The organism is Aquibaculum sediminis, assembly GCF_040712085.1.
Classification (GTDB): Bacteria; Pseudomonadota; Alphaproteobacteria; order Kiloniellales; family DSM-21159; genus Aquibaculum; species Aquibaculum sediminis.
This window is the reverse complement of the sequence record NZ_JBFCVK010000003.1, coordinates 403,440-419,902: the sequence shown is the minus strand read 5'-3', so window position 1 is coordinate 419,902 and position 16,463 is coordinate 403,440. Positions and strand designations below refer to the sequence as shown.

General features: G+C 67.0%; 20 protein-coding genes. 16 read left to right on the top strand and 4 right to left on the bottom strand.

Annotation, left to right across the window (positions count from 1 at the left end; translation table 11 throughout):
- The first annotated feature begins 243 nt into the window (after window positions 1-243).
- Entirely contained in the window at window positions 244-990 is a 747-nt protein-coding gene (locus ABZ720_RS07125) for an SDR family oxidoreductase (RefSeq protein WP_366554813.1), read from the top strand.
- A 21-nt stretch (window positions 991-1,011) separates the two neighbouring features.
- On the opposite strand, the gene ABZ720_RS07120 is transcribed toward ABZ720_RS07125, so the two are convergent.
- Both ABZ720_RS07120 and ABZ720_RS07115 read right to left on the bottom strand, forming a co-directional pair.
- Window positions 1,012-1,389 (bottom strand): hypothetical protein, encoded by a 378-nt coding sequence (locus ABZ720_RS07120; RefSeq protein ID WP_366554812.1) that lies wholly within the window; start codon window positions 1,387-1,389, stop codon window positions 1,012-1,014.
- Between the two features lie 113 nt (window positions 1,390-1,502).
- On the bottom strand, window positions 1,503-2,777 hold the full coding sequence (locus ABZ720_RS07115) for a UbiH/UbiF/VisC/COQ6 family ubiquinone biosynthesis hydroxylase (RefSeq protein WP_366554811.1): 1,275 nt from the start codon (window positions 2,775-2,777) through the stop codon (window positions 1,503-1,505).
- A gap of 300 nt (window positions 2,778-3,077) precedes the next feature.
- Here ABZ720_RS07115 and ABZ720_RS07110 point away from each other — a divergent pair, with 300 nt between their 5' ends.
- Together ABZ720_RS07110 and ABZ720_RS07105 are read left to right on the top strand one after the other, a co-directional pair.
- Window positions 3,078-3,416: a P-II family nitrogen regulator gene (locus ABZ720_RS07110; RefSeq protein WP_366554810.1), complete on the top strand. Its 339-nt coding sequence runs from the start codon at window positions 3,078-3,080 to the stop codon at window positions 3,414-3,416.
- A gap of 25 nt (window positions 3,417-3,441) precedes the next feature.
- On the top strand, window positions 3,442-4,809 hold the full coding sequence (locus tag ABZ720_RS07105) for an ammonium transporter family protein (RefSeq protein WP_366554809.1): 1,368 nt from the start codon (window positions 3,442-3,444) through the stop codon (window positions 4,807-4,809).
- 304 nt (window positions 4,810-5,113) lie between these two features.
- Here ABZ720_RS07105 and ABZ720_RS07100 read toward each other — a convergent pair whose 3' ends face one another.
- The gene (locus tag ABZ720_RS07100) at window positions 5,114-5,650 is read right to left on the bottom strand and encodes a hypothetical protein (protein WP_366554808.1); all 537 of its coding nucleotides are present in this window, start codon (window positions 5,648-5,650) and stop codon (window positions 5,114-5,116) included.
- A gap of 359 nt (window positions 5,651-6,009) precedes the next feature.
- Here ABZ720_RS07100 and ABZ720_RS07095 point away from each other — a divergent pair, with 359 nt between their 5' ends.
- From ABZ720_RS07095 to hslO, 3 genes are read left to right on the top strand one after another with little or no spacing between them, the layout of a single operon-like run.
- Window positions 6,010-7,197: an aspartate aminotransferase family protein gene (locus ABZ720_RS07095; protein ID WP_366554807.1), complete on the top strand. Its 1,188-nt coding sequence runs from the start codon at window positions 6,010-6,012 to the stop codon at window positions 7,195-7,197.
- Window positions 7,194-8,108, top strand: a complete 915-nt coding sequence (argF, locus tag ABZ720_RS07090) for an ornithine carbamoyltransferase (protein WP_366554806.1) — start codon at window positions 7,194-7,196, stop codon at window positions 8,106-8,108. The genes ABZ720_RS07095 and argF overlap by 4 nt, the downstream gene beginning before the upstream one ends.
- Window positions 8,105-9,058 (top strand): Hsp33 family molecular chaperone HslO, encoded by a 954-nt coding sequence (hslO, locus tag ABZ720_RS07085; RefSeq protein ID WP_366554805.1) that lies wholly within the window; start codon window positions 8,105-8,107, stop codon window positions 9,056-9,058. The genes argF and hslO overlap by 4 nt, the downstream gene beginning before the upstream one ends.
- Window positions 9,059-9,131: 73 nt before the next feature.
- Here hslO and zapE read toward each other — a convergent pair whose 3' ends face one another.
- Complete coding sequence (gene zapE, locus ABZ720_RS07080; RefSeq protein WP_366554804.1) at window positions 9,132-10,250, bottom strand: cell division protein ZapE; 1,119 nt, start codon at window positions 10,248-10,250, stop codon at window positions 9,132-9,134.
- A gap of 158 nt (window positions 10,251-10,408) precedes the next feature.
- Between zapE and ABZ720_RS07075 the strand changes: the two genes are divergently transcribed.
- The 10 genes from ABZ720_RS07075 to ABZ720_RS07025 all read left to right on the top strand — a co-directional run bounded on the left by ABZ720_RS07075 (window position 10,409) and on the right by ABZ720_RS07025 (window position 16,306).
- A complete protein-coding gene (locus ABZ720_RS07075) occupies window positions 10,409-10,657 on the top strand; it encodes a FitA-like ribbon-helix-helix domain-containing protein (protein WP_366554836.1) in 249 nt (82 codons plus the stop codon).
- Window positions 10,658-10,890: 233 nt separating this feature from the next.
- Window positions 10,891-11,478, top strand: coding sequence for an imidazoleglycerol-phosphate dehydratase HisB (hisB, locus tag ABZ720_RS07065; RefSeq protein WP_366554803.1), 588 nt, complete (start codon window positions 10,891-10,893; stop codon window positions 11,476-11,478).
- Between the two features lie 4 nt (window positions 11,479-11,482).
- The gene (hisH, locus tag ABZ720_RS07060) at window positions 11,483-12,133 is read left to right on the top strand and encodes an imidazole glycerol phosphate synthase subunit HisH (RefSeq protein WP_366554802.1); all 651 of its coding nucleotides are present in this window, start codon (window positions 11,483-11,485) and stop codon (window positions 12,131-12,133) included.
- Window positions 12,133-12,750, top strand: coding sequence for a GNAT family N-acetyltransferase (locus ABZ720_RS07055; protein ID WP_366554801.1), 618 nt, complete (start codon window positions 12,133-12,135; stop codon window positions 12,748-12,750). Before hisH ends, ABZ720_RS07055 begins: the two co-directional genes overlap by 1 nt.
- Window positions 12,747-13,478 (top strand): 1-(5-phosphoribosyl)-5-[(5-phosphoribosylamino)methylideneamino]imidazole-4-carboxamide isomerase, encoded by a 732-nt coding sequence (gene hisA / locus ABZ720_RS07050; RefSeq protein ID WP_366554800.1) that lies wholly within the window; start codon window positions 12,747-12,749, stop codon window positions 13,476-13,478. Before ABZ720_RS07055 ends, hisA begins: the two co-directional genes overlap by 4 nt.
- The gene (hisF, locus tag ABZ720_RS07045) at window positions 13,478-14,254 is read left to right on the top strand and encodes an imidazole glycerol phosphate synthase subunit HisF (protein ID WP_366554799.1); all 777 of its coding nucleotides are present in this window, start codon (window positions 13,478-13,480) and stop codon (window positions 14,252-14,254) included. The genes hisA and hisF overlap by 1 nt, the downstream gene beginning before the upstream one ends.
- A 32-nt stretch (window positions 14,255-14,286) precedes the next feature.
- On the top strand, window positions 14,287-14,622 hold the full coding sequence (locus ABZ720_RS07040; protein WP_366554835.1) for a phosphoribosyl-ATP diphosphatase: 336 nt from the start codon (window positions 14,287-14,289) through the stop codon (window positions 14,620-14,622).
- 9 nt (window positions 14,623-14,631) lie between these two features.
- Window positions 14,632-15,009 carry a histidine triad nucleotide-binding protein gene (locus ABZ720_RS07035; RefSeq protein WP_366554798.1) on the top strand — a complete coding sequence of 126 codons (378 nt, stop codon included), beginning with the start codon at window positions 14,632-14,634 and terminating at the stop codon, window positions 15,007-15,009.
- A 110-nt stretch (window positions 15,010-15,119) separates the two neighbouring features.
- Window positions 15,120-15,296: a PLDc N-terminal domain-containing protein gene (locus ABZ720_RS07030; RefSeq protein WP_366554797.1), complete on the top strand. Its 177-nt coding sequence runs from the start codon at window positions 15,120-15,122 to the stop codon at window positions 15,294-15,296.
- A 185-nt stretch (window positions 15,297-15,481) separates the two neighbouring features.
- Window positions 15,482-16,306, top strand: coding sequence for a sulfite exporter TauE/SafE family protein (locus ABZ720_RS07025; RefSeq protein ID WP_366554796.1), 825 nt, complete (start codon window positions 15,482-15,484; stop codon window positions 16,304-16,306).
- Window positions 16,307-16,463 lie beyond the last annotated feature (157 nt).

Below are 16,463 nucleotides of genomic sequence, written 5' to 3'. Positions count from 1 at the left end.
CCCCTGTTCGTTCTCGGCGCATTCACGAAACCACGTTGCAAAACCGCGCCGGTCGACGACATTCGAAGTCGACGGGGCAAACTATAGTCTGACAATTTCTCACCTGTCGACTCCCTCGTATGTGCAGAAGTGCGGCCGCACTTTCCAAAAGCGCATGCCTGGGGTAGCAAGGCGGTGACGGTGAGGCGGCGTAGGGGAAGGCCTCGCCGATGGCTTGCCAGCACCCGGGGAGGAACGGAAATCGTGAGTAAGATACTACTCGTCACCGGCGGCAGCCGGGGCATCGGGGCCGCCGCCTGCCGCCTGGCGGCGCGGGACGGCTGGGACGTCGCCGTGGGTTACGGCAGCGACGCCACCGCCGCAAAGCAAGTGGTGGCAGCGGTCGAGGCCGCCGGGCAACATGCCGTGGCCCTGCAGGCCGAAGTCAGCGACGAAAAGGCGGTGCGCGCGCTTTTCGACCGCGTGGAAGAGGCGCTCGGGCCCGTCACCGGACTGGTGAACTCTGCCGGCATTACCGGCCGGGCCTCCACCCTCGCCGACGCGCCGGTCGAGGAAATGCAGCGCACGCTCGACATCAACGTCATGGGCAGCCTGCTCTGCTGCCGTGAAGCAGCCCGGCGCATGGCCAAGGGGCGTGGAGGGGCCGGCGGCACCATCGTCAACCTCTCCTCCGGCGCCGCCACTCTGGGCAGCCCCGGCGAGTTTGTCTGGTACGCCGCCTCCAAGGGCGCGATCGACAGCATGACCATCGGCTTGTCAAAGGAACTCGGTCCCGAGGGCATTCGCGTCAACGCCGTGGCCCCCGGGTTGATCGAAACCGATATCCACGCTTCTGCGGGAATCCCGGATCGGGTCGAGCGCATGGCGCCCACGGTACCGCTCGGCCGCTCCGGCAGCGCTGAGGAAGCTGCCGAACCGGTGGTCTGGCTGCTCTCGGAGGCTGCGTCCTACATCAACGGGACGGTGATTCGCGTCGGCGGCGGGCGATAGACCGGATCGCCACTGCGCCTGTCACTGCTTCATGCGCACGAGGTGCATGTCCTGGTGCACACCGGGATAGATTTCGAACACATGGGTGTTCATACCGCGGTCGTGCTGCACCTCGACCAGGTACCAGCCTCCGGCCAACTGCAGCCGGGGCGCTGCGGAGTTGCCGGCATAGACCACCTGCTCCCCGGCAGGGTGACTGGGGTGGGTGCGCACATGCCATTGCAGCGGCGCCGAGGCTCGGCGCAGCGTGCTGCGGTCGATCAGGCTGAGTTCGATGCTCCCGGTCGGCCCGGCGCCCGGCGTGGGCTGCGAGGGTTCCGGCGCGGAGCGAAAAAGTCCGCAGCCGGCCAGCATCAGCGCGGCAAGACTCACCAGCAGCAGAGATCGCAAGGCAGGCATGGTTCAGGTCCCCTGTCAGCAGATCACCAATAGAATCACGAAGTTGCCAGCTCTTGCAAATGCAAAAGATAAAGTCTGCCGCATAGGTAGATTGCTCAGGGGAAATGGGAGCGTCAGAGTGGCTCGCCGCGCACCAGCCGGGGCAGATCACCCACCACGCCCATGGCATGGCGCATGAAGAGCCGGCGCGCCGGCCCCAGACGATTGACCGCGGCGAGGCCAAGGTCACGCGCCAAGCGGACTGGGGGCAGGTTGTTGGAAAAAAGCCGGTTGATGCCGTCGGTCGCCGCCAGCATCGCCAGGGTGTCAAAGCGCCGCCAGCTCTGATAGCGCTCCAGCACCGAGGGGCTGCCGAGGTCGAGGCCGAGGCGCCGGGCGTCCACCAGGCATTCTGCCAGGGCGGCCACATCGCGCAGACCGAGATTGAAACCCTGGCCGGCGATGGGGTGAATCTGGTGCGCCGCATCGCCGATCAGGACCAGGCGCCGCTCGTGGTAGCGCGCCGCATGCATCAGCGACAGCGGGTAGGACCAGCGATGCCCCTCCACCGCGATCTCGCCCAGGCCATGGCCGAAGCGACGCTGCAGTTCCCCGGCGAAGGCGACGTCGTCCATGGCCATGAAACCGGCCACCAGTTCGCGCTTTTCGGTCCAGACCAGGGAGGAGCGATGGCGCCCCTGCTCGTCATCGGTCAGCGGCAACACCGCGAAGGGACCGGATGGCAGGAAGTGCTCGTGCGCCGTGCCGGCGTGATCCAGCTCATGGTAGAGCGTGCAGACGATCCCGGCCTGCGGGTAGTCCCAGGTGGTCACGGGGATGTTGGCACGCCGGCGCAGCGGCGAGTTGCGCCCCTCGGCGGCCACCAGCAACGGCGCCGTGAGCTGGCGCCCATCGGAGAGCAACGCCTCCGCCCGCTCTGCACCGCGCCGGTCTGATTCGAGGGTCAGCGGCGCCAGCAGGCTCAGGCCCGGCAGTTCGGCCGCGCGCGCCTGCAGCGCCCGGCGCAGTACGCGGTTTTCCACGATATAGCCCATGGGGCCTTCGCCCAGGTCGGCACTGTCATAGTGCAGAAAGAGCCGCGACGGCCGGCGGCCGACCTTGCCGTCGCTGACGCGGATATCGAGGATCGGCGCCGCCTCCGGGCCGACGTGCTGCCAGACTCCGATGGTGGAAAGCACCTGCTGCGAGCCGCGAGCGATCGCGGAGGCACGCCCATCGAAGGGCGCGTCGACCACCTTGGCCGGGTCCTCGCGGTCGATCACCGCCACCTGCAACCCCGCATCGGCCAGCGCAACACCCAGGCTCATCCCCACCAGGCCTCCGCCTGAGAGGATGACGTCGAAGCGCGCCTCTGCGCGCGGCTCGCGAGACTGACCGGACGTGACCATGCGTCGAGCATCGCCGCCCGCCGGGCGCTTGTCCAGAGCCTCGGATACCCTCGACTGCCTATATAATAGGCTTTGATTTTTGTTAGATCATTTTTTGTGCACTACCCCTCTCCTTCCGATCACTCAACAGCCGTCTGCTTTCATCATCGACCGCCTTGAGCCCCTGAATTCCGTCTCGCAGAAGTTTTGGCACGGAATCTGCTTCTTTCCGAATGACGCCTGCGAATGGCCGCAGGCAACAAACCGGGACTGCCGGCGCGCTGCGTGGCGGCGGTTCCTGCGAGAGAAGGGGAAGAGGCAATGAAAATGATCGTGGCGATCATCAAGCCCTTCAAGCTGGACAGTGTGCGCGATGCCCTGACGGCGGCCGGCATCGAGGGGCTCACGGTCAGCGAAGTGAAAGGCTACGGCCGCCAGAAGGGCCAGACCGAAATCTACCGCGGCGCCGAGTACGCCGTGAACTTCCTGCCCAAGGTCAAGATCGAGGTGGTGCTGGCCGACGATCAGGTCGAGCCGGTGGTCGAGACCGTACAGAAGGCCGCCAACACCGGGCGCATCGGCGACGGCAAGATCTTCGTGCTCGACGTCGCCAAGGCCGTGCGCATCCGCACTGGAGAGACCGATGCCGACGCGCTCTGACATCGACAAGAGAGGGGGACTTACCATGTTGCGCAGCCTTATTCCGGGCGCGCTGGCGCTCACGGCCGTGCTGGCCGCCGGCCCGGCGCTGGCCCAGGACACCGCGGAGGTCGCAGAGGCGGTCACGCGCGTGTCCGACGAGACCGGCTTCATCCTGAACAGCTTCCTGTTTCTCTTCGCCGGCGTGCTGGTGATGTGGATGGCCGCCGGCTTCTCCATGCTGGAATCCGGCCTCGTCCGCACCAAGAACACGGCGACCATCTGCCTGAAGAACATCACGCTCTACGGGCTCGGCGGCATCATGTACTACCTGGTCGGCTACAACCTGATGTACGTCGACGTCACCGGCTGGATCGGTTCGCTCTCGCTCTTCTACAACCCGAGCAGCGCCGAGCTGGCCCTGCTGGACGGTGACGAGAGCATGCTGGCTGCCGTGCTGGAAGGCGGCTACACGATCATGTCCGACTGGTTCTTCCAGATGGTCTTCGTCGCCACCGCGGCCTCCATCGTCTCCGGCACCGTGGCCGAGCGGGTCAGGCTGGGTCCCTTCCTGGTCTTCGTCATCCTGCTCACCGGCTTCCTCTATCCCATCCAGGGCGCCTGGACCTGGGGTGCCGGCTGGCTCGACGCCATGGGCTTCTCCGACTACGCCGGCTCCACCATCGTGCACTCGGCCGGCGGCTGGGCCGCGCTCACCGGCGCCATCATCATCGGCGCGCGCAAGGGCAAGTACGGCCCCGACGGCAAGGTGAACCCGATCCCCGGCGCCAACCTGCCGCTGGCGACGCTGGGCACGCTGATCCTCTGGATGGGCTGGTTCGGCTTCAACGGCGCCTCCGCGCTGGCCATGGACAGCGCCGCGGTCATGGTCGAGATGTCACTCGTCTTCGCCAACACCAACCTGGCCGCAGCCGGCGGCGTGGTCGCCGCGGTGGTGCTGACCACCCTGATCTACAAGAAGGTCGACCTGACCATGGCGCTGAACGGCGCACTGGCCGGTCTGGTCTCGATCACCGCCGGGCCGGACGTCGGCAACCCGCTGCTGGCCATCATCATCGGCGCTGTCGGTGGCGTGATCGTGGTGGTCACCATCCCGCTGCTCGACCGCTTCAAGATCGACGATGTGGTCGGCGCCGTGCCGGTGCATCTCTTCGCCGGCATCTGGGGCACGCTGGCGGTCGCCATCTTCGGTGATGCGGACTTCTTCGTGCAGATCACCGGCATCCTCGCCATCGGCGGCTTCATGGCTGTCACCTCCTCCATTGCCTGGCTTGCCATCAAGGCGGTCATGGGCCTGCGGGTCTCCGAAGAGGAGGAGGCGCTGGGCCTCGACCGCAGCGAATTGGGCCTGGAGGCCTATCCCGAGTTCGCCCAGGGCGCCCGCTCGCTCTGAGCTAACACTTCAGCAACGGCGATCCTCCGCCAACCTGGGCCCGGTGGGAAACCACCGGGCCTTTTTTCCGTCGTTAGGTAGCAAGCGCACCTAGGGGCATCTGCCCTCTCCGGGCTGCCGCAGGTAGCCTTGTCCCTCACCACCAAGGGAGAACAAGGCAGTGTCAGAGAGACCGAACACCCTCGCGCTTTTCGATGAGTTAGAGGGGGCTACAAAGAGTCAGCCGGGGTGCAAGCGCGTCCGGCTGATCGACGACGATTGAGCGCCACCTGATGGGGCGTGCTCCCCCAGCGTGCAAGGGGGGTTAGCGCTCACTTCTTCGTGCAGGATCTTCGGTTGGTTGTGGTTGAGTCACCAAGGACATGAGCCCGTCTTCTAGATCGGACTCGATGCGATCCGATGCAGTGTAAAGCTCTTTGCAGGTTGATTCAGCGGAAAATGTTGTTGCGCCTGCGACGCCAATTTCGTGAAAAAATTCCTTTGGGCGCCAGTAACCAACCTCGTCAAGACGCCGAATAATTGAGGCAGACTCCATCATGTGTTTGGATAGGTAACGCTGATCTTGGTCAAAATTTCCTTGCCTGAAGTGCGCGTACCCTTCTTGCCTCTGAAACGCATCCTCCATGCTTCTGTCCCGCCTTTGTCTTTCTTGAGATAATGTGTGCGCTATATCTTCTGCAACGCGCTTGGCCTCTTGCCCAAGGCGCTTCAACTTCTGCTTCCCATAGTAACGATGAAAGGCCAAGCGCCAGTTTCCCCAACCAAACGCGAGGGCTAGCATGAGCAGGCCGATCATGAGAAGCGCCAGGTCAAGCGCTAGATTGCTCTGTAGCCAGCCCATAAGCTCTCCCCCTCTTTCGAGCAAGAGTGGGGTATCATCCGGAGTTGTCGCGAGCGATAGAAGCAACAAGACCAGAGCTGAAACCCATCGCAAGACTACAAGTACGGCGTAAAGCACAACGAAAAAGCGCATACGCCACACGATGCAGTAGTTCCGCGCGCTTGTGGAGTCATTTTATCTCCTTTCGGTTCCGGGCATAGGTGCGTTTGCTACCTAGCGCCTCCTTTTCCACTCCCTCCGGGCCGCGGCAGCCGCCCGCACGCGACGTTGACACGCTGCGGGTGCGGCGGCACCCTGCGCGCTTTCCAGCGCCGCCGCCGCCCTGGCGGCAGGCGCGGTTTCTCCGGAGGATCCGGTCCATGCACGATGCCCTGATGCGGAACTATGCCCGCGCCGATCTTGCGTTCGAGCGCGGCGAAGGTGCTTGGCTTTACACCGACGACGGGCGACGATTCCTGGACTTCACCGCCGGGATCGCGGTCTGCTCGCTGGGTCACGCCCACCCGCATCTGGTCCAGGCGCTGCAGGAGCAGGCGGCCAAGCTCTGGCACACCTCCAACCTCTTCCGTATTCCCCAGGGGGAAAAGCTCGCCGCGCGCCTGGCCGCGCAGTCCTTTGCCGACCGGGTCTTCTTCTGCAACTCGGGCGTGGAGGCCTTCGAGGCGGCGGCCAAGATTGTGCGCAAGCACTTCGCCGACAAGGGCGAGCCCAAGCGCCATCGCATCATCGCCTGCAGCGGCTCCTTCCACGGCCGTTCGCTCGCCGCGATTGCCGCCTCGGGCAACGCCAAGTATCTGGAGGGCTTCGGCCCCGTCGCCCCGGGCTACGATCAGGTGCCTTTCGGTGGCAGCAACGAACTACGCAACGCCATCACCGACGAGACCGCGGCCATCCTGGTGGAACCGATCCAGGGCGAGGGCGGCATCCGCACCGCACGCCTGGAGTTCCTGCGCGAACTGCGCCGTGTGTGCGACGAGTTCGGCCTGCTGCTGATCTTCGACGAAATCCAGTGCGGCATGGGGCGCACCGGCAAGCTCTTCGCCTGCGAGTGGGCGGACGTGACGCCGGACGTGATGATGCTGGCCAAGGGGCTGGGCGGCGGCTTTCCCATCGGCGCGCTGCTCACCACCGAAGAGGTGGCGGCCGCTTTCGCGCCGGGCACCCATGGCACCACCTTCGGCGGCAACCCCCTGGCCATGGCCTGCGGCAACGCGGTGCTCGACGAGCTGCTGCGCCCCGGCTTCCTGGACCAGGTGCGCGAAACCGGCGACGATCTCTGGCAGAAGCTGGAGGGTCTGGTGCAGCGCCATCCCCAGGTTTTCGAGGCGGTGCGCGGCGCCGGCCTGATGCTCGGCCTCAAGTGCCGGGTGCCGGCGGGCGAAGTGATCGCCGCCGCCCAGGCCCGCGGCTTGCTCACCGTCGGCGCGGCCGAGAACGTGGTGCGCCTGCTGCCGCCGCTGATCATCGGCCGCGCGGAGGTGGACACCGCCCTTGGCATTCTCGAGGAGACCGCGGGCAGCTTCGCCGCGGCGGAAGAAACGGCATGATCAGCACACCACGGCATTTTCTCGATCTCGACCGGCTGGCGCCGGAGGACCTGCGGCACATTCTCGAGCTGGGCAAGCTCTGCAAGGCCGGCACCGCCGGCCGCGACCGTCCGCTCGACGGCCGGGCCGTGGCGCTGATCTTCGAGAAGCCCTCGACCCGCACCCGCGTGTCCTTCGACGTGGGCATCCGCCAGCTCGGCGGCGAACCGGTGGTGATGGAGCCCGCCGGCACGCAGCTCGGCCGCGGCGAGACCGTGGCTGACACCGCCCGGGTGCTGTCGCGCTACGTCGATGCGATCATGATCCGCACCACCAAGGAAGAGAAGCTGCTGGAACTGGCGGAGTATGCCACGGTCCCGGTCATCAACGGCCTGACCGACCGCACCCATCCCTGCCAGCTCATGGCCGACGTCATGACCTTCGAGGAGCATCTGGGCCCGATCGGCGGCCGGGTGGTGGCCTGGTCGGGCGACGGCAACAACATGGCCGCCTCCTGGATCCACGCTGCCGTTCGCTTCGATTTCGAACTGCGCCTGGCCTGCCCTGAAGGCCTGGCGCCGCCGGCCGAAGTTCTGGCCTGGGCCAAGGCCGAGGGCGGCAGCATCTCCGTGCTGCACGACGCGGCGCAGGCGGTGGAGGGTGCGGACTGCGTGGTGACCGACACCTGGGTCTCCATGGGTGACGACGAGAACGACAAGCAGCGCCGCCACGCCCTGCTGCAGCCCTTTGCCGTCACCGAGGAACTCATGGCCCGGGCCAAGTCCCATGCCATCTTCCTGCACTGCCTGCCGGCCCATCGCGGCGAGGAGGTATCGGCCGAGGTGATCGACGGGCCGCAGTCGCGGGTCTGGGACGAGGCGGAAAACCGCCTGCACGCACAAAAGGCCATTCTGCTCTGGTGCCTGGCATGACCCTTGGCGGCGAAGGGCCGGGCGACGATCTCGTCCTGCCCTTCATGATCGACAGTTCGGGCATCCGCGGGCGCCTGCTGCGCCTGGGGCCGACGCTGAACACCATCCTGACCCGGCCGGACTATCCCGAGCCTGTGGCGCGGCTGCTGGGCGAGCTGGTGGCGCTGGGCGGCGGGCTGGCCTCGACCCTGAAGTACGAGGGGGTCTTCACCCTTCAGGTTAAGGGCGAAGGGCCGATCCGCACCATGGTCGCCGACATGACCTCCGAGGGCGAGTTGCGCGGCTATGCCGGCTTCGACGACGATGCCGTAGCGGCCCAGAGTGGGGCCGAGCAGGGCCGTGTCCAGGCGACGCAGGCCGAAGCTCCGCTGGAGGTCGAGCCCTGGTTCGGCAAGGGCCACATGGCCTTCACCGTGGACCAGGGCGAGCACAGCGAGCGCTACCAGGGCCTGGTGGAACTGGCCGGGCCGCGCCTGGCCGACTGCCTGCTGGCCTATTTCCGCCAATCGCAGCAGATCAACGCCGGCATCATGGTGGCTTGCGGCCGGGTCGAGGGCGCCTGGCGGGCCGGCGCCCTGCTGATCGAGCGCATTCCCGAGTCCCAGTCCAGCGCAGTCGAGAACGCAGAGACCTCCCAGGAGGACTGGCGGCGCGCGCTGATCTTGATGTCGAGCCTGAGCGACCGGGAACTGCTCGACCCCGCGCTGGCGCCCGAGCAGCTGCTCTACCGCCTCTTCCACGAGGACGGCGTGCGGGTCTTCGACAAGCGCCCGCTGACTGTGGGCTGCCGCTGCACGCGCGAGCGCCTCGCCGGCATCCTCGCCTCCCTCTCCCAGGAGGAGCTGGAGCACCTCACGGTCGACGGCGCACTCACCATGACCTGCGAGTTCTGCGCCTACGACTTCCGCTTCACGGACGCCGAGGTCCAGGCCGTGAAAGCGGCCGGGTAGCGCTCCACGCCCGCGCGCAGCCTGCGCTGGCGACCTTGATCGCAAAGCGAAAACGGGGGGCCGAAGCGGGCCCTCACGTCAGATGCGCGCGCTCCAGGTAGTCCACGGACTGCATCTCGGCCAGGCGGCTGACGGTGCGGGTGAACTCGAAGCTGCCGTCGCCTTCGGGATAGAGCGCCTCCGGCGGGCCGGCCGCCGTCATCACCAGCTTGCAGCAGTGCTCGTAGAGCGCGTCGATCAGGTGCATGAAACGCCGGGCCGCATTGCGCTGATCCGGGCCCATCACCGGCACGCCCTCCAGCACCAGGGCACGGAAATGGGTGGCCAGGGTCAGATAGTCGCTGGCCCCCAGCGGCTGCTCGCACAGTTCGGCGAAGGCAAAGCGCGCCACGCCGTGGGCCGTGGCCGGGATTGCCAGCTTGCGGCCCTTGATGGTCAGGCTGCCGGGTTTCGGCTCCGCCCCTTCGGTGAGCTCGGCGAAGGCCTTTTCGGCGAAGCGCTCCGCCTCGGGGCCCAGCGGATGGTGGAAGACCGGGCGCTGTTTCAGCCGGTCCAGGCGATAGTCGGTCCCCGCCCCCAGGTCGAGCACATCGAGCCGCTCTTTCAGCAGGGCGATGAAGGGCAGGAAGTGCTCGCGCTGCAGCCCGTCTTCATAGAGCCGGTCCGGCTCGAAGTTGGAGGTGGCGACCACCACCACGCCCCGGTCGAAGAGACTTTCGAACAGCCGCGCCAGGATCATGGCGTCGGCGATGTTGATCACCACAAACTCATCGAAGCAGAGCAGCCAGGCCTCCTCGGCCAGCTCACCCGCCAGGTCCGGCAGCGGGTCCGCCTTGGCGCCGCGGGTGCGCGCCCGCCAGGCATGCAGGCGCTCGTGCACCTCGGCCATGAAGGCATGGAAGTGCACCCGGCGCTTGCGCTCGACCGGCGCGCTCTCGAAGAAGAGATCCATCAGCATGGACTTTCCGCGCCCCACCGGCCCGTAGAGATAGAGCCCCTGCGGCGGCTCCTCCCGGCGCCGCGCCAGCCCGAGCCGCTCCTTCCAGCCCGTGCGCCCGCCGGCCGGCTGGTAATCCTGCAAGGCATGATGCAGCGCCTGCAGCTTCTCCGCCGCCAACTCCTGCCCCCCATCCGGCTTGATCTCGCCGGCGTGCAGCTTCTCCCGATAGGCTTGAATCGGCCCCTGACTCAAAACAGCCCCTCCCAAAAAACAAACGCGGTGAAAGGACTGCGCCTGGGCCAGCGGGTCAAGTCCCGGCGAGGGGCGCAACGCACTCAGCCCACTTGAAGTCTTGCAAAGACATCCCCTTACTGCATGCATTGACTGCAAGAGGAGAAAATGCAGTGGCCATGCTGACAGTCCGGAATCTACCTGACGAGGTGCACCGCGCCTTGCGCGTGCGTGCAGCGCTGCGTGGTCACAGCGTAGAGGCCGAGGTCAACGACATCCTCCGTACTGCCGTCTTACCCGAAGGTCGGGTTAAGCTGGGCAGCCTGCTGGCCGATATCGGCCGCCAAGCTGCAAGGACCGAAGAGGAGACGGCTGTTATCGAGCAGGTGCGAGACACCTCTCCCGTGCGGCAGATCGACCTCGAATGATACTCCTGGACACACCAACGCGATCTCGGCCGTCGCGGCTACGCACGGCCTGACCGTGGCTACGCACGATACGAGCCCCTTCGAGGCGGCTGGCACACGCGTCATCAATCCTTGGCAGGCGTGACGGCAGTCAGGCTTTGGCGGACCGTTCGAACAGTGGCTTTCCCCGGCGTGGCGTGCTAGACCGCGCGCGTTCCTCGACAGCAGCGTCCCGGGAAGGGGAAAGGGCGTCCATGCGCACCGCCAGCATTGCACGCGATACCAAGGAAACCCGCATCAGCGCGACCATCAACCTGGATGGCAGCGGCCAGTATGATGTGCAGACGGGCATCGGTTTTCTCGACCACATGCTGGAGCAGCTCGCGCGCCATTCGCTGATCGACATCACCCTGCGGGCCGAGGGCGATCTGCACATCGACCATCACCACACCACCGAGGATACGGGCATCGTCCTGGGCCAGGCCCTGGCCCAGGCGCTGGGGGAGCGGCGCGGCATTCAGCGCTATGGTTCGGCGCTCATTCCCATGGACGAGACCCTGACCCGCGTGGCGCTGGATGTCTCCAACCGGCCCTATCTGGTCTGGAAGGTGGACTTCACCCGCGACAAGCTGGGCGACTTCGACACCGAGCTCTTCAAGGAGTGGTTCCAGGCCTTCGCCTTCAACGGCGGGCTGACGCTGCACGTGGAAAACCTCTACGGCACCAACAACCACCACATCATCGAGTCCAGCTTCAAGGCGCTCGCCCGCGCGCTGCGCCAGGCCATCGAGATCGATCCGCGCAAGGCCGACGCCGTGCCCTCCACCAAGGGCACCCTCTGACGCCATGAGCGTGGTCGTGGTCGACTACGGCTCCGGCAACCTCCGCTCGGCCGCCAAGGCGCTGGAGCGGGCGGCGCGTGAGCGCGGGCTGGCAAACCCCATCCGGGTGAGCGGCGAGGCCGAGGCCGTGCTGCGGGCCGAGCGCATCGTGCTGCCGGGGGTGGGTGCCTTTGCCGACTGCAAGGCGGGGCTGGCGGCGCTGCCGGGCATGATCGAGGCACTGAACGAAGCGGTGATCCAACGTGGCCGGCCCTTTCTCGGCATTTGCGTGGGCATGCAGCTCATGGCCGAGCGCGGGCTGGAGCATGGCGAACACCCCGGCCTGGGCTGGATCGAGGGCCAGGTGGAGGCGCTGCAGCCGGGCGATCCGGCGCTCAAGGTGCCGCACATGGGCTGGAACGAGCTGGAGCCGACCGACGCCGGCCTGCGCCATCCGGTGCTGGCCGGGCTCACCACCGGCAGCCACGCCTACTTCGTCCACTCCTATCACTTCCGCCCGCGCGCGCCGGAGCATCTCCTGGCCACGGTCGACTATGGCCAGGCGCTGGCCGCCGCCGTGGGGCGCGACAATCTCGTGGGCACCCAGTTCCACCCGGAAAAGAGCCAGGCCACCGGCCTGCGCCTGCTCGGCAACTTTCTCGAATGGAGGCCGTAATGGACGGCCGGCAGCATGCCATCGAAACCCGGGTCGAGCCCCTGGAGCGCTTCCGCGGGCCCGATCTCCACGATCTCTGCGATGCGGCCGATGCCGCCATCGTCGACGGCGGCGGCTTCGGCTGGCTGGCGCCGCCGCCGCGCGACGTGATGGAGAACTACTGGCGCGGCGTGCTGCTGATCCCCGAGCGCAAGCTCTTCGTCGGTCGCCTGGACGGGGCGATCGCCGGCTCGGCCCAGCTCGTGCTGCCCACCAACAACAACGAGGCCGGCCGCATGTCCGGCTCGCTCACCACCTTCTTCGTCGCCCCCTGGGCCCGGGGCTACGGCCTCGCACTCAGTTTGGTGCAGCAGGTGGAGGCCGCCGCGCGCGAGGCCGACCTCAAGGTCCTGAACCTCGACGTGCGCGAAACCCAGCGCCGGGCCATTCAGATCTACGAGCAGCTCGGCTACCATCGCTGGGGCACCCATCCGCGCTACGCGCTGGTGGACGGGCGCTGGATGAAGGGCTTCTACTACCACAAGGACCTCGTGGCCGATTCCCCTGAAGCCGACGCCCCGGAGTCCGACGCCCAGGAGACGGACGCCGCGCAAGCAACGCAGGAGACGACGCCGTGATTCTCTTTCCGGCCATCGATCTCAAGGACGGGCAGGCCGTGCGCCTGCTGCGCGGCGACATGGAGCAGGCCACGGTCTTCAACCCCGACCCGGCCGACCAGGCCCGGCGCTTCGCCGCGGCCGGCTTCGAGTGGCTGCATCTGGTGGACCTGAACGGCGCCTTTGCCGGCAAGCCGGTCAATGCCGCAGCGGTGGAGGCCATCCTTCAGGCGGTGGCCATGCCGGTGCAGCTCGGCGGCGGCATTCGCGACCTCGCCACCATCGAACGCTGGCTGGAGCTGGGGGTGCGCCGCGTCATTCTCGGCACCGTGGCCTTGAAGGATCCCGATCTGGTGCAGGCGGCCTGCCGCGCCTTTCCGGAGCGCATTGCGGTCGGCATCGACGCGCGCGGCGGCAAGGTGGCCGTGGAGGGCTGGGCCGAGACCAGCGAGATCCAGGCGGTGGACCTGGCCCGGCGCTTCGAGGATGCGGGGGTGGCCGCCATCATCCACACCGACGTGGAGCGCGACGGCGCCATGGGCGGACCGAACCTGGATGCGACCCTGGAGATCGCCCGGGCCGTGGCCATCCCGCTCATCGTCTCGGGCGGGGTCAGCTCACTGGCCGACCTGCTGGCGGTCAAGGGCGCCGGAGACAAGGGCGTGGTGGGTGCCATCATCGGCCGCGCACTCTACGACGGACGCATCGACCCGGCCGAAGCCCTGGCCCGCTGCCGGGAGGCGGCCTGATGCTCAAGGCCCGGATCATTCCCTGCCTCGACGTCAAGGATGGCCGGGTGGTCAAGGGCGTGAACTTCGTCGACCTGCGCGATGCCGGCGATCCCGTGGAGCAGGCCAGGGTCTACGACGCCGCCGGCGCCGACGAACTCTGCTTTCTCGACATCACCGCCAGCCACGAGAACCGCGGCATCATCCTGGACGTTGTGCGCGCCACGGCGGAGCAGTGCTTCATGCCACTGACGGTCGGCGGGGGCGTGCGCAGCGTCGAGGACATCCGCCGTCTGCTGCTGGCCGGGGCCGACAAGGTCTCCATGAACACCGCCGCCGTGAGCGACCCCGATCTGGTGCGCCGCGCCTCGGAGAAGTTCGGCGCACAGTGCATCGTGGTGGCGGTGGATGCCAAGCGCGGCGCTGCCGGCAACTTCGAGGTCTTCACCCACGGCGGGCGCAAGGCCACCGGCCTGGACGCCGTGGCCTGGGCGCAGCGCCTGGCCGAGCTCGGCGCCGGGGAGATCCTGCTCACCTCCATGGACCGCGACGGCACCCGCGCCGGCTTCGATTTGGAACTGACCCGGGCCGTGGCCGATGCCGTGCCGATCCCGGTGATCGCCTCGGGCGGCGTTGGGACCCTGCAGCACCTGGTGGAAGGCGTGCGCGACGGCCATGCCTCGGCGGTGCTCGCCGCCTCGATCTTCCACTTCGGCGACCATTCCGTGGCCGAGGCCAAGGCAGCGCTGGCCGCTGCCGGCGTGCCGGTGCGCCCGGCCGAGGAAGCGCAAGAATGAGTGACAGCAAGCCCCAGACCCCCGCCGCCGCAATGGCCGACTGGGATGCCCGCATCCTGGACGAGCTCTACGCCCTGATCGAAAGCCGCCGCGGCGCCGACCCGGGCTCGAGCTACACCGCCAAGCTCTTCGCCAAGGGCGAGGCCAAGATCGCCCAGAAGCTGGGCGAGGAAGCGGTCGAGACCGTCATCGAGGGCATCCGCAACGATCCCGAGGCCCTGGCTTCGGAGAGCGCCGACCTGCTCTATCACCTGCTGGTGCTCTGGGCCGCGCGCGGGGTTCGCCCCGAGCAGGTCTGGGAAAAGCTGCTGCAGCGCAAGGGCACCTCCGGCCTGGCGGAGAAGGCGGCGCGTAACACCACGGCTTGAGAGGAAGCGATGGCTTACGATCCCGACAATATCTTTGCCAAGATCCTGCGCGGTGAGCTGCCCTGCAAGAAGGTGCTGGAGAGCGAGCACTCCCTGGCCTTTCACGACATCAGACCCCTGTCACGCCACCACGTGCTGGTGATCCCCAAGGGCGCCTATGTCTCCTTCGACGACTTCAGCGCCCAGGCCACGCCGGAGGAGATCGTCGACTTGATGCGCACCATCGGCGAGGTGGCGCGCATGCTGGGCGTCCAGGAGAGCGGCTACCGCCTGCTGTCCAACCACGGCGAGGACGCGCGCCAGGAAGTGCAGCACCTGCACTTCCACGTCTGCGGCGGCCAGGACCTCGGCGTCATGCTGCGGCTGCCCCGGGGAACTGAAAGGTGAGATGAAAAGGCGGGTTGCGGTGGAACGCACCGCAGCCCGCGCCGGTTTCCCCATTGATCGCCCTGCCGACACTCCGCCCGGGCAGGGTTAACAAAAGGGAGACCACCGCCATGGGACTCGAATTCGGCCTGCTGGGCCTCATCCTCCTGGTTCTTGTCATCTATGCCATCATCAAGACCCTGGGATCCTCAGCCTCCACCGCCGCCAAGATCATCTGGATCGTCGTTCTGATAGTCTTTCCCTTCGTAGGCTTCATTGCCTGGCTGATCTTCGGGCCGCGTAGCTGACCGCCTGGCTCGCCCAGGCTGGGCTTTCGGGTTGTCAGACAGGGGGCGGCACGGCATAGTCGCAGCTAAATTTTCTGTGAACTCAGCAGGTTGCTAGCATTCCGGCATTGCTCGCCGGGCACGGCTGCCGTCGTGCCCGTCAGACTGTGATGCCCCTTCCCACCTTCACCTGAAAGCCGTGCTGAATGGAAGCCTTGGACCTGGGCACCCTGGCCCACTTCGTTGTCTTGCTCCTCGTGGCCGGGGCGATTGCCGGCACCATGGCCGGCCTTCTGGGGGTGGGCGGCGGCATGATCATCGTGCCGGTGCTGCTCTACATGTTCACCTTTCTCGGCGTGACCGAGGCCCATCGCATGCACTTGGCGGTGGGAACCTCGCTCGCCACCATCGTCGTTACCTCGGTGATGTCGGTGCGCGCCCACCGCAAGCGCAGGAGCATCGACTGGAGCATCTTCAAGGCCTGGGCACCCTGGGTGGTGCTGGGCGTCGTCATCGGCTCGGTGATCGCCGCCTGGCTCGACGCCAGCGGGTTGAAGATCGTCTTCGGCGGCATGGCCCTGCTGGTCGCGGCCTACATGGCTTTCGTGAAGGAGGGTTATGTGCTGGCGCAGGAGCCGCCCCGCGGCGCGGCCAAGGCCGCAACCGCGTCGGTCATCGGCGGGCTGTCGACCCTGATCGGCATCGGCGGCGGCACCTTTACCGTCCCGACCCTGGTGCTCTGTTCCTTCAAACCGCTGATCGCCGTGGGCACCGCCTCGGCCATTGGCATCCTCATTGCCGTACCGGGGAGCCTGGGCTTCATCATCAGTGGGCTCGACAAGACCGAAGGGATGCCCCCCTTCACCATCGGCTATGTCAACATCGCCGCCTTCCTGGTGCTGATCCCCATGACCAGCCTCTTCGCCCCGGTGGGCGCCAGAATCGCCCATGCCATCAGCAGCCGCTGGCTGCGCCGGGCCTTCGCCCTTTTCCTGCTGGTCAACGGGGTGAACATCCTGCTCTCCGCGTGACGGCCCATCGCGTCCGCACCACCCCTCGAAAGGCGGCTCCCCTTCTGTGGTCTTGGCAGAACGCGCGTCGCGTGGCAAAGCTGCGCCGCTACGATGGAGAAGCGGAAGTAGATGGCAGTACAACCGTACGGCACTCCTGAAAAGCGGGGCCAATGAA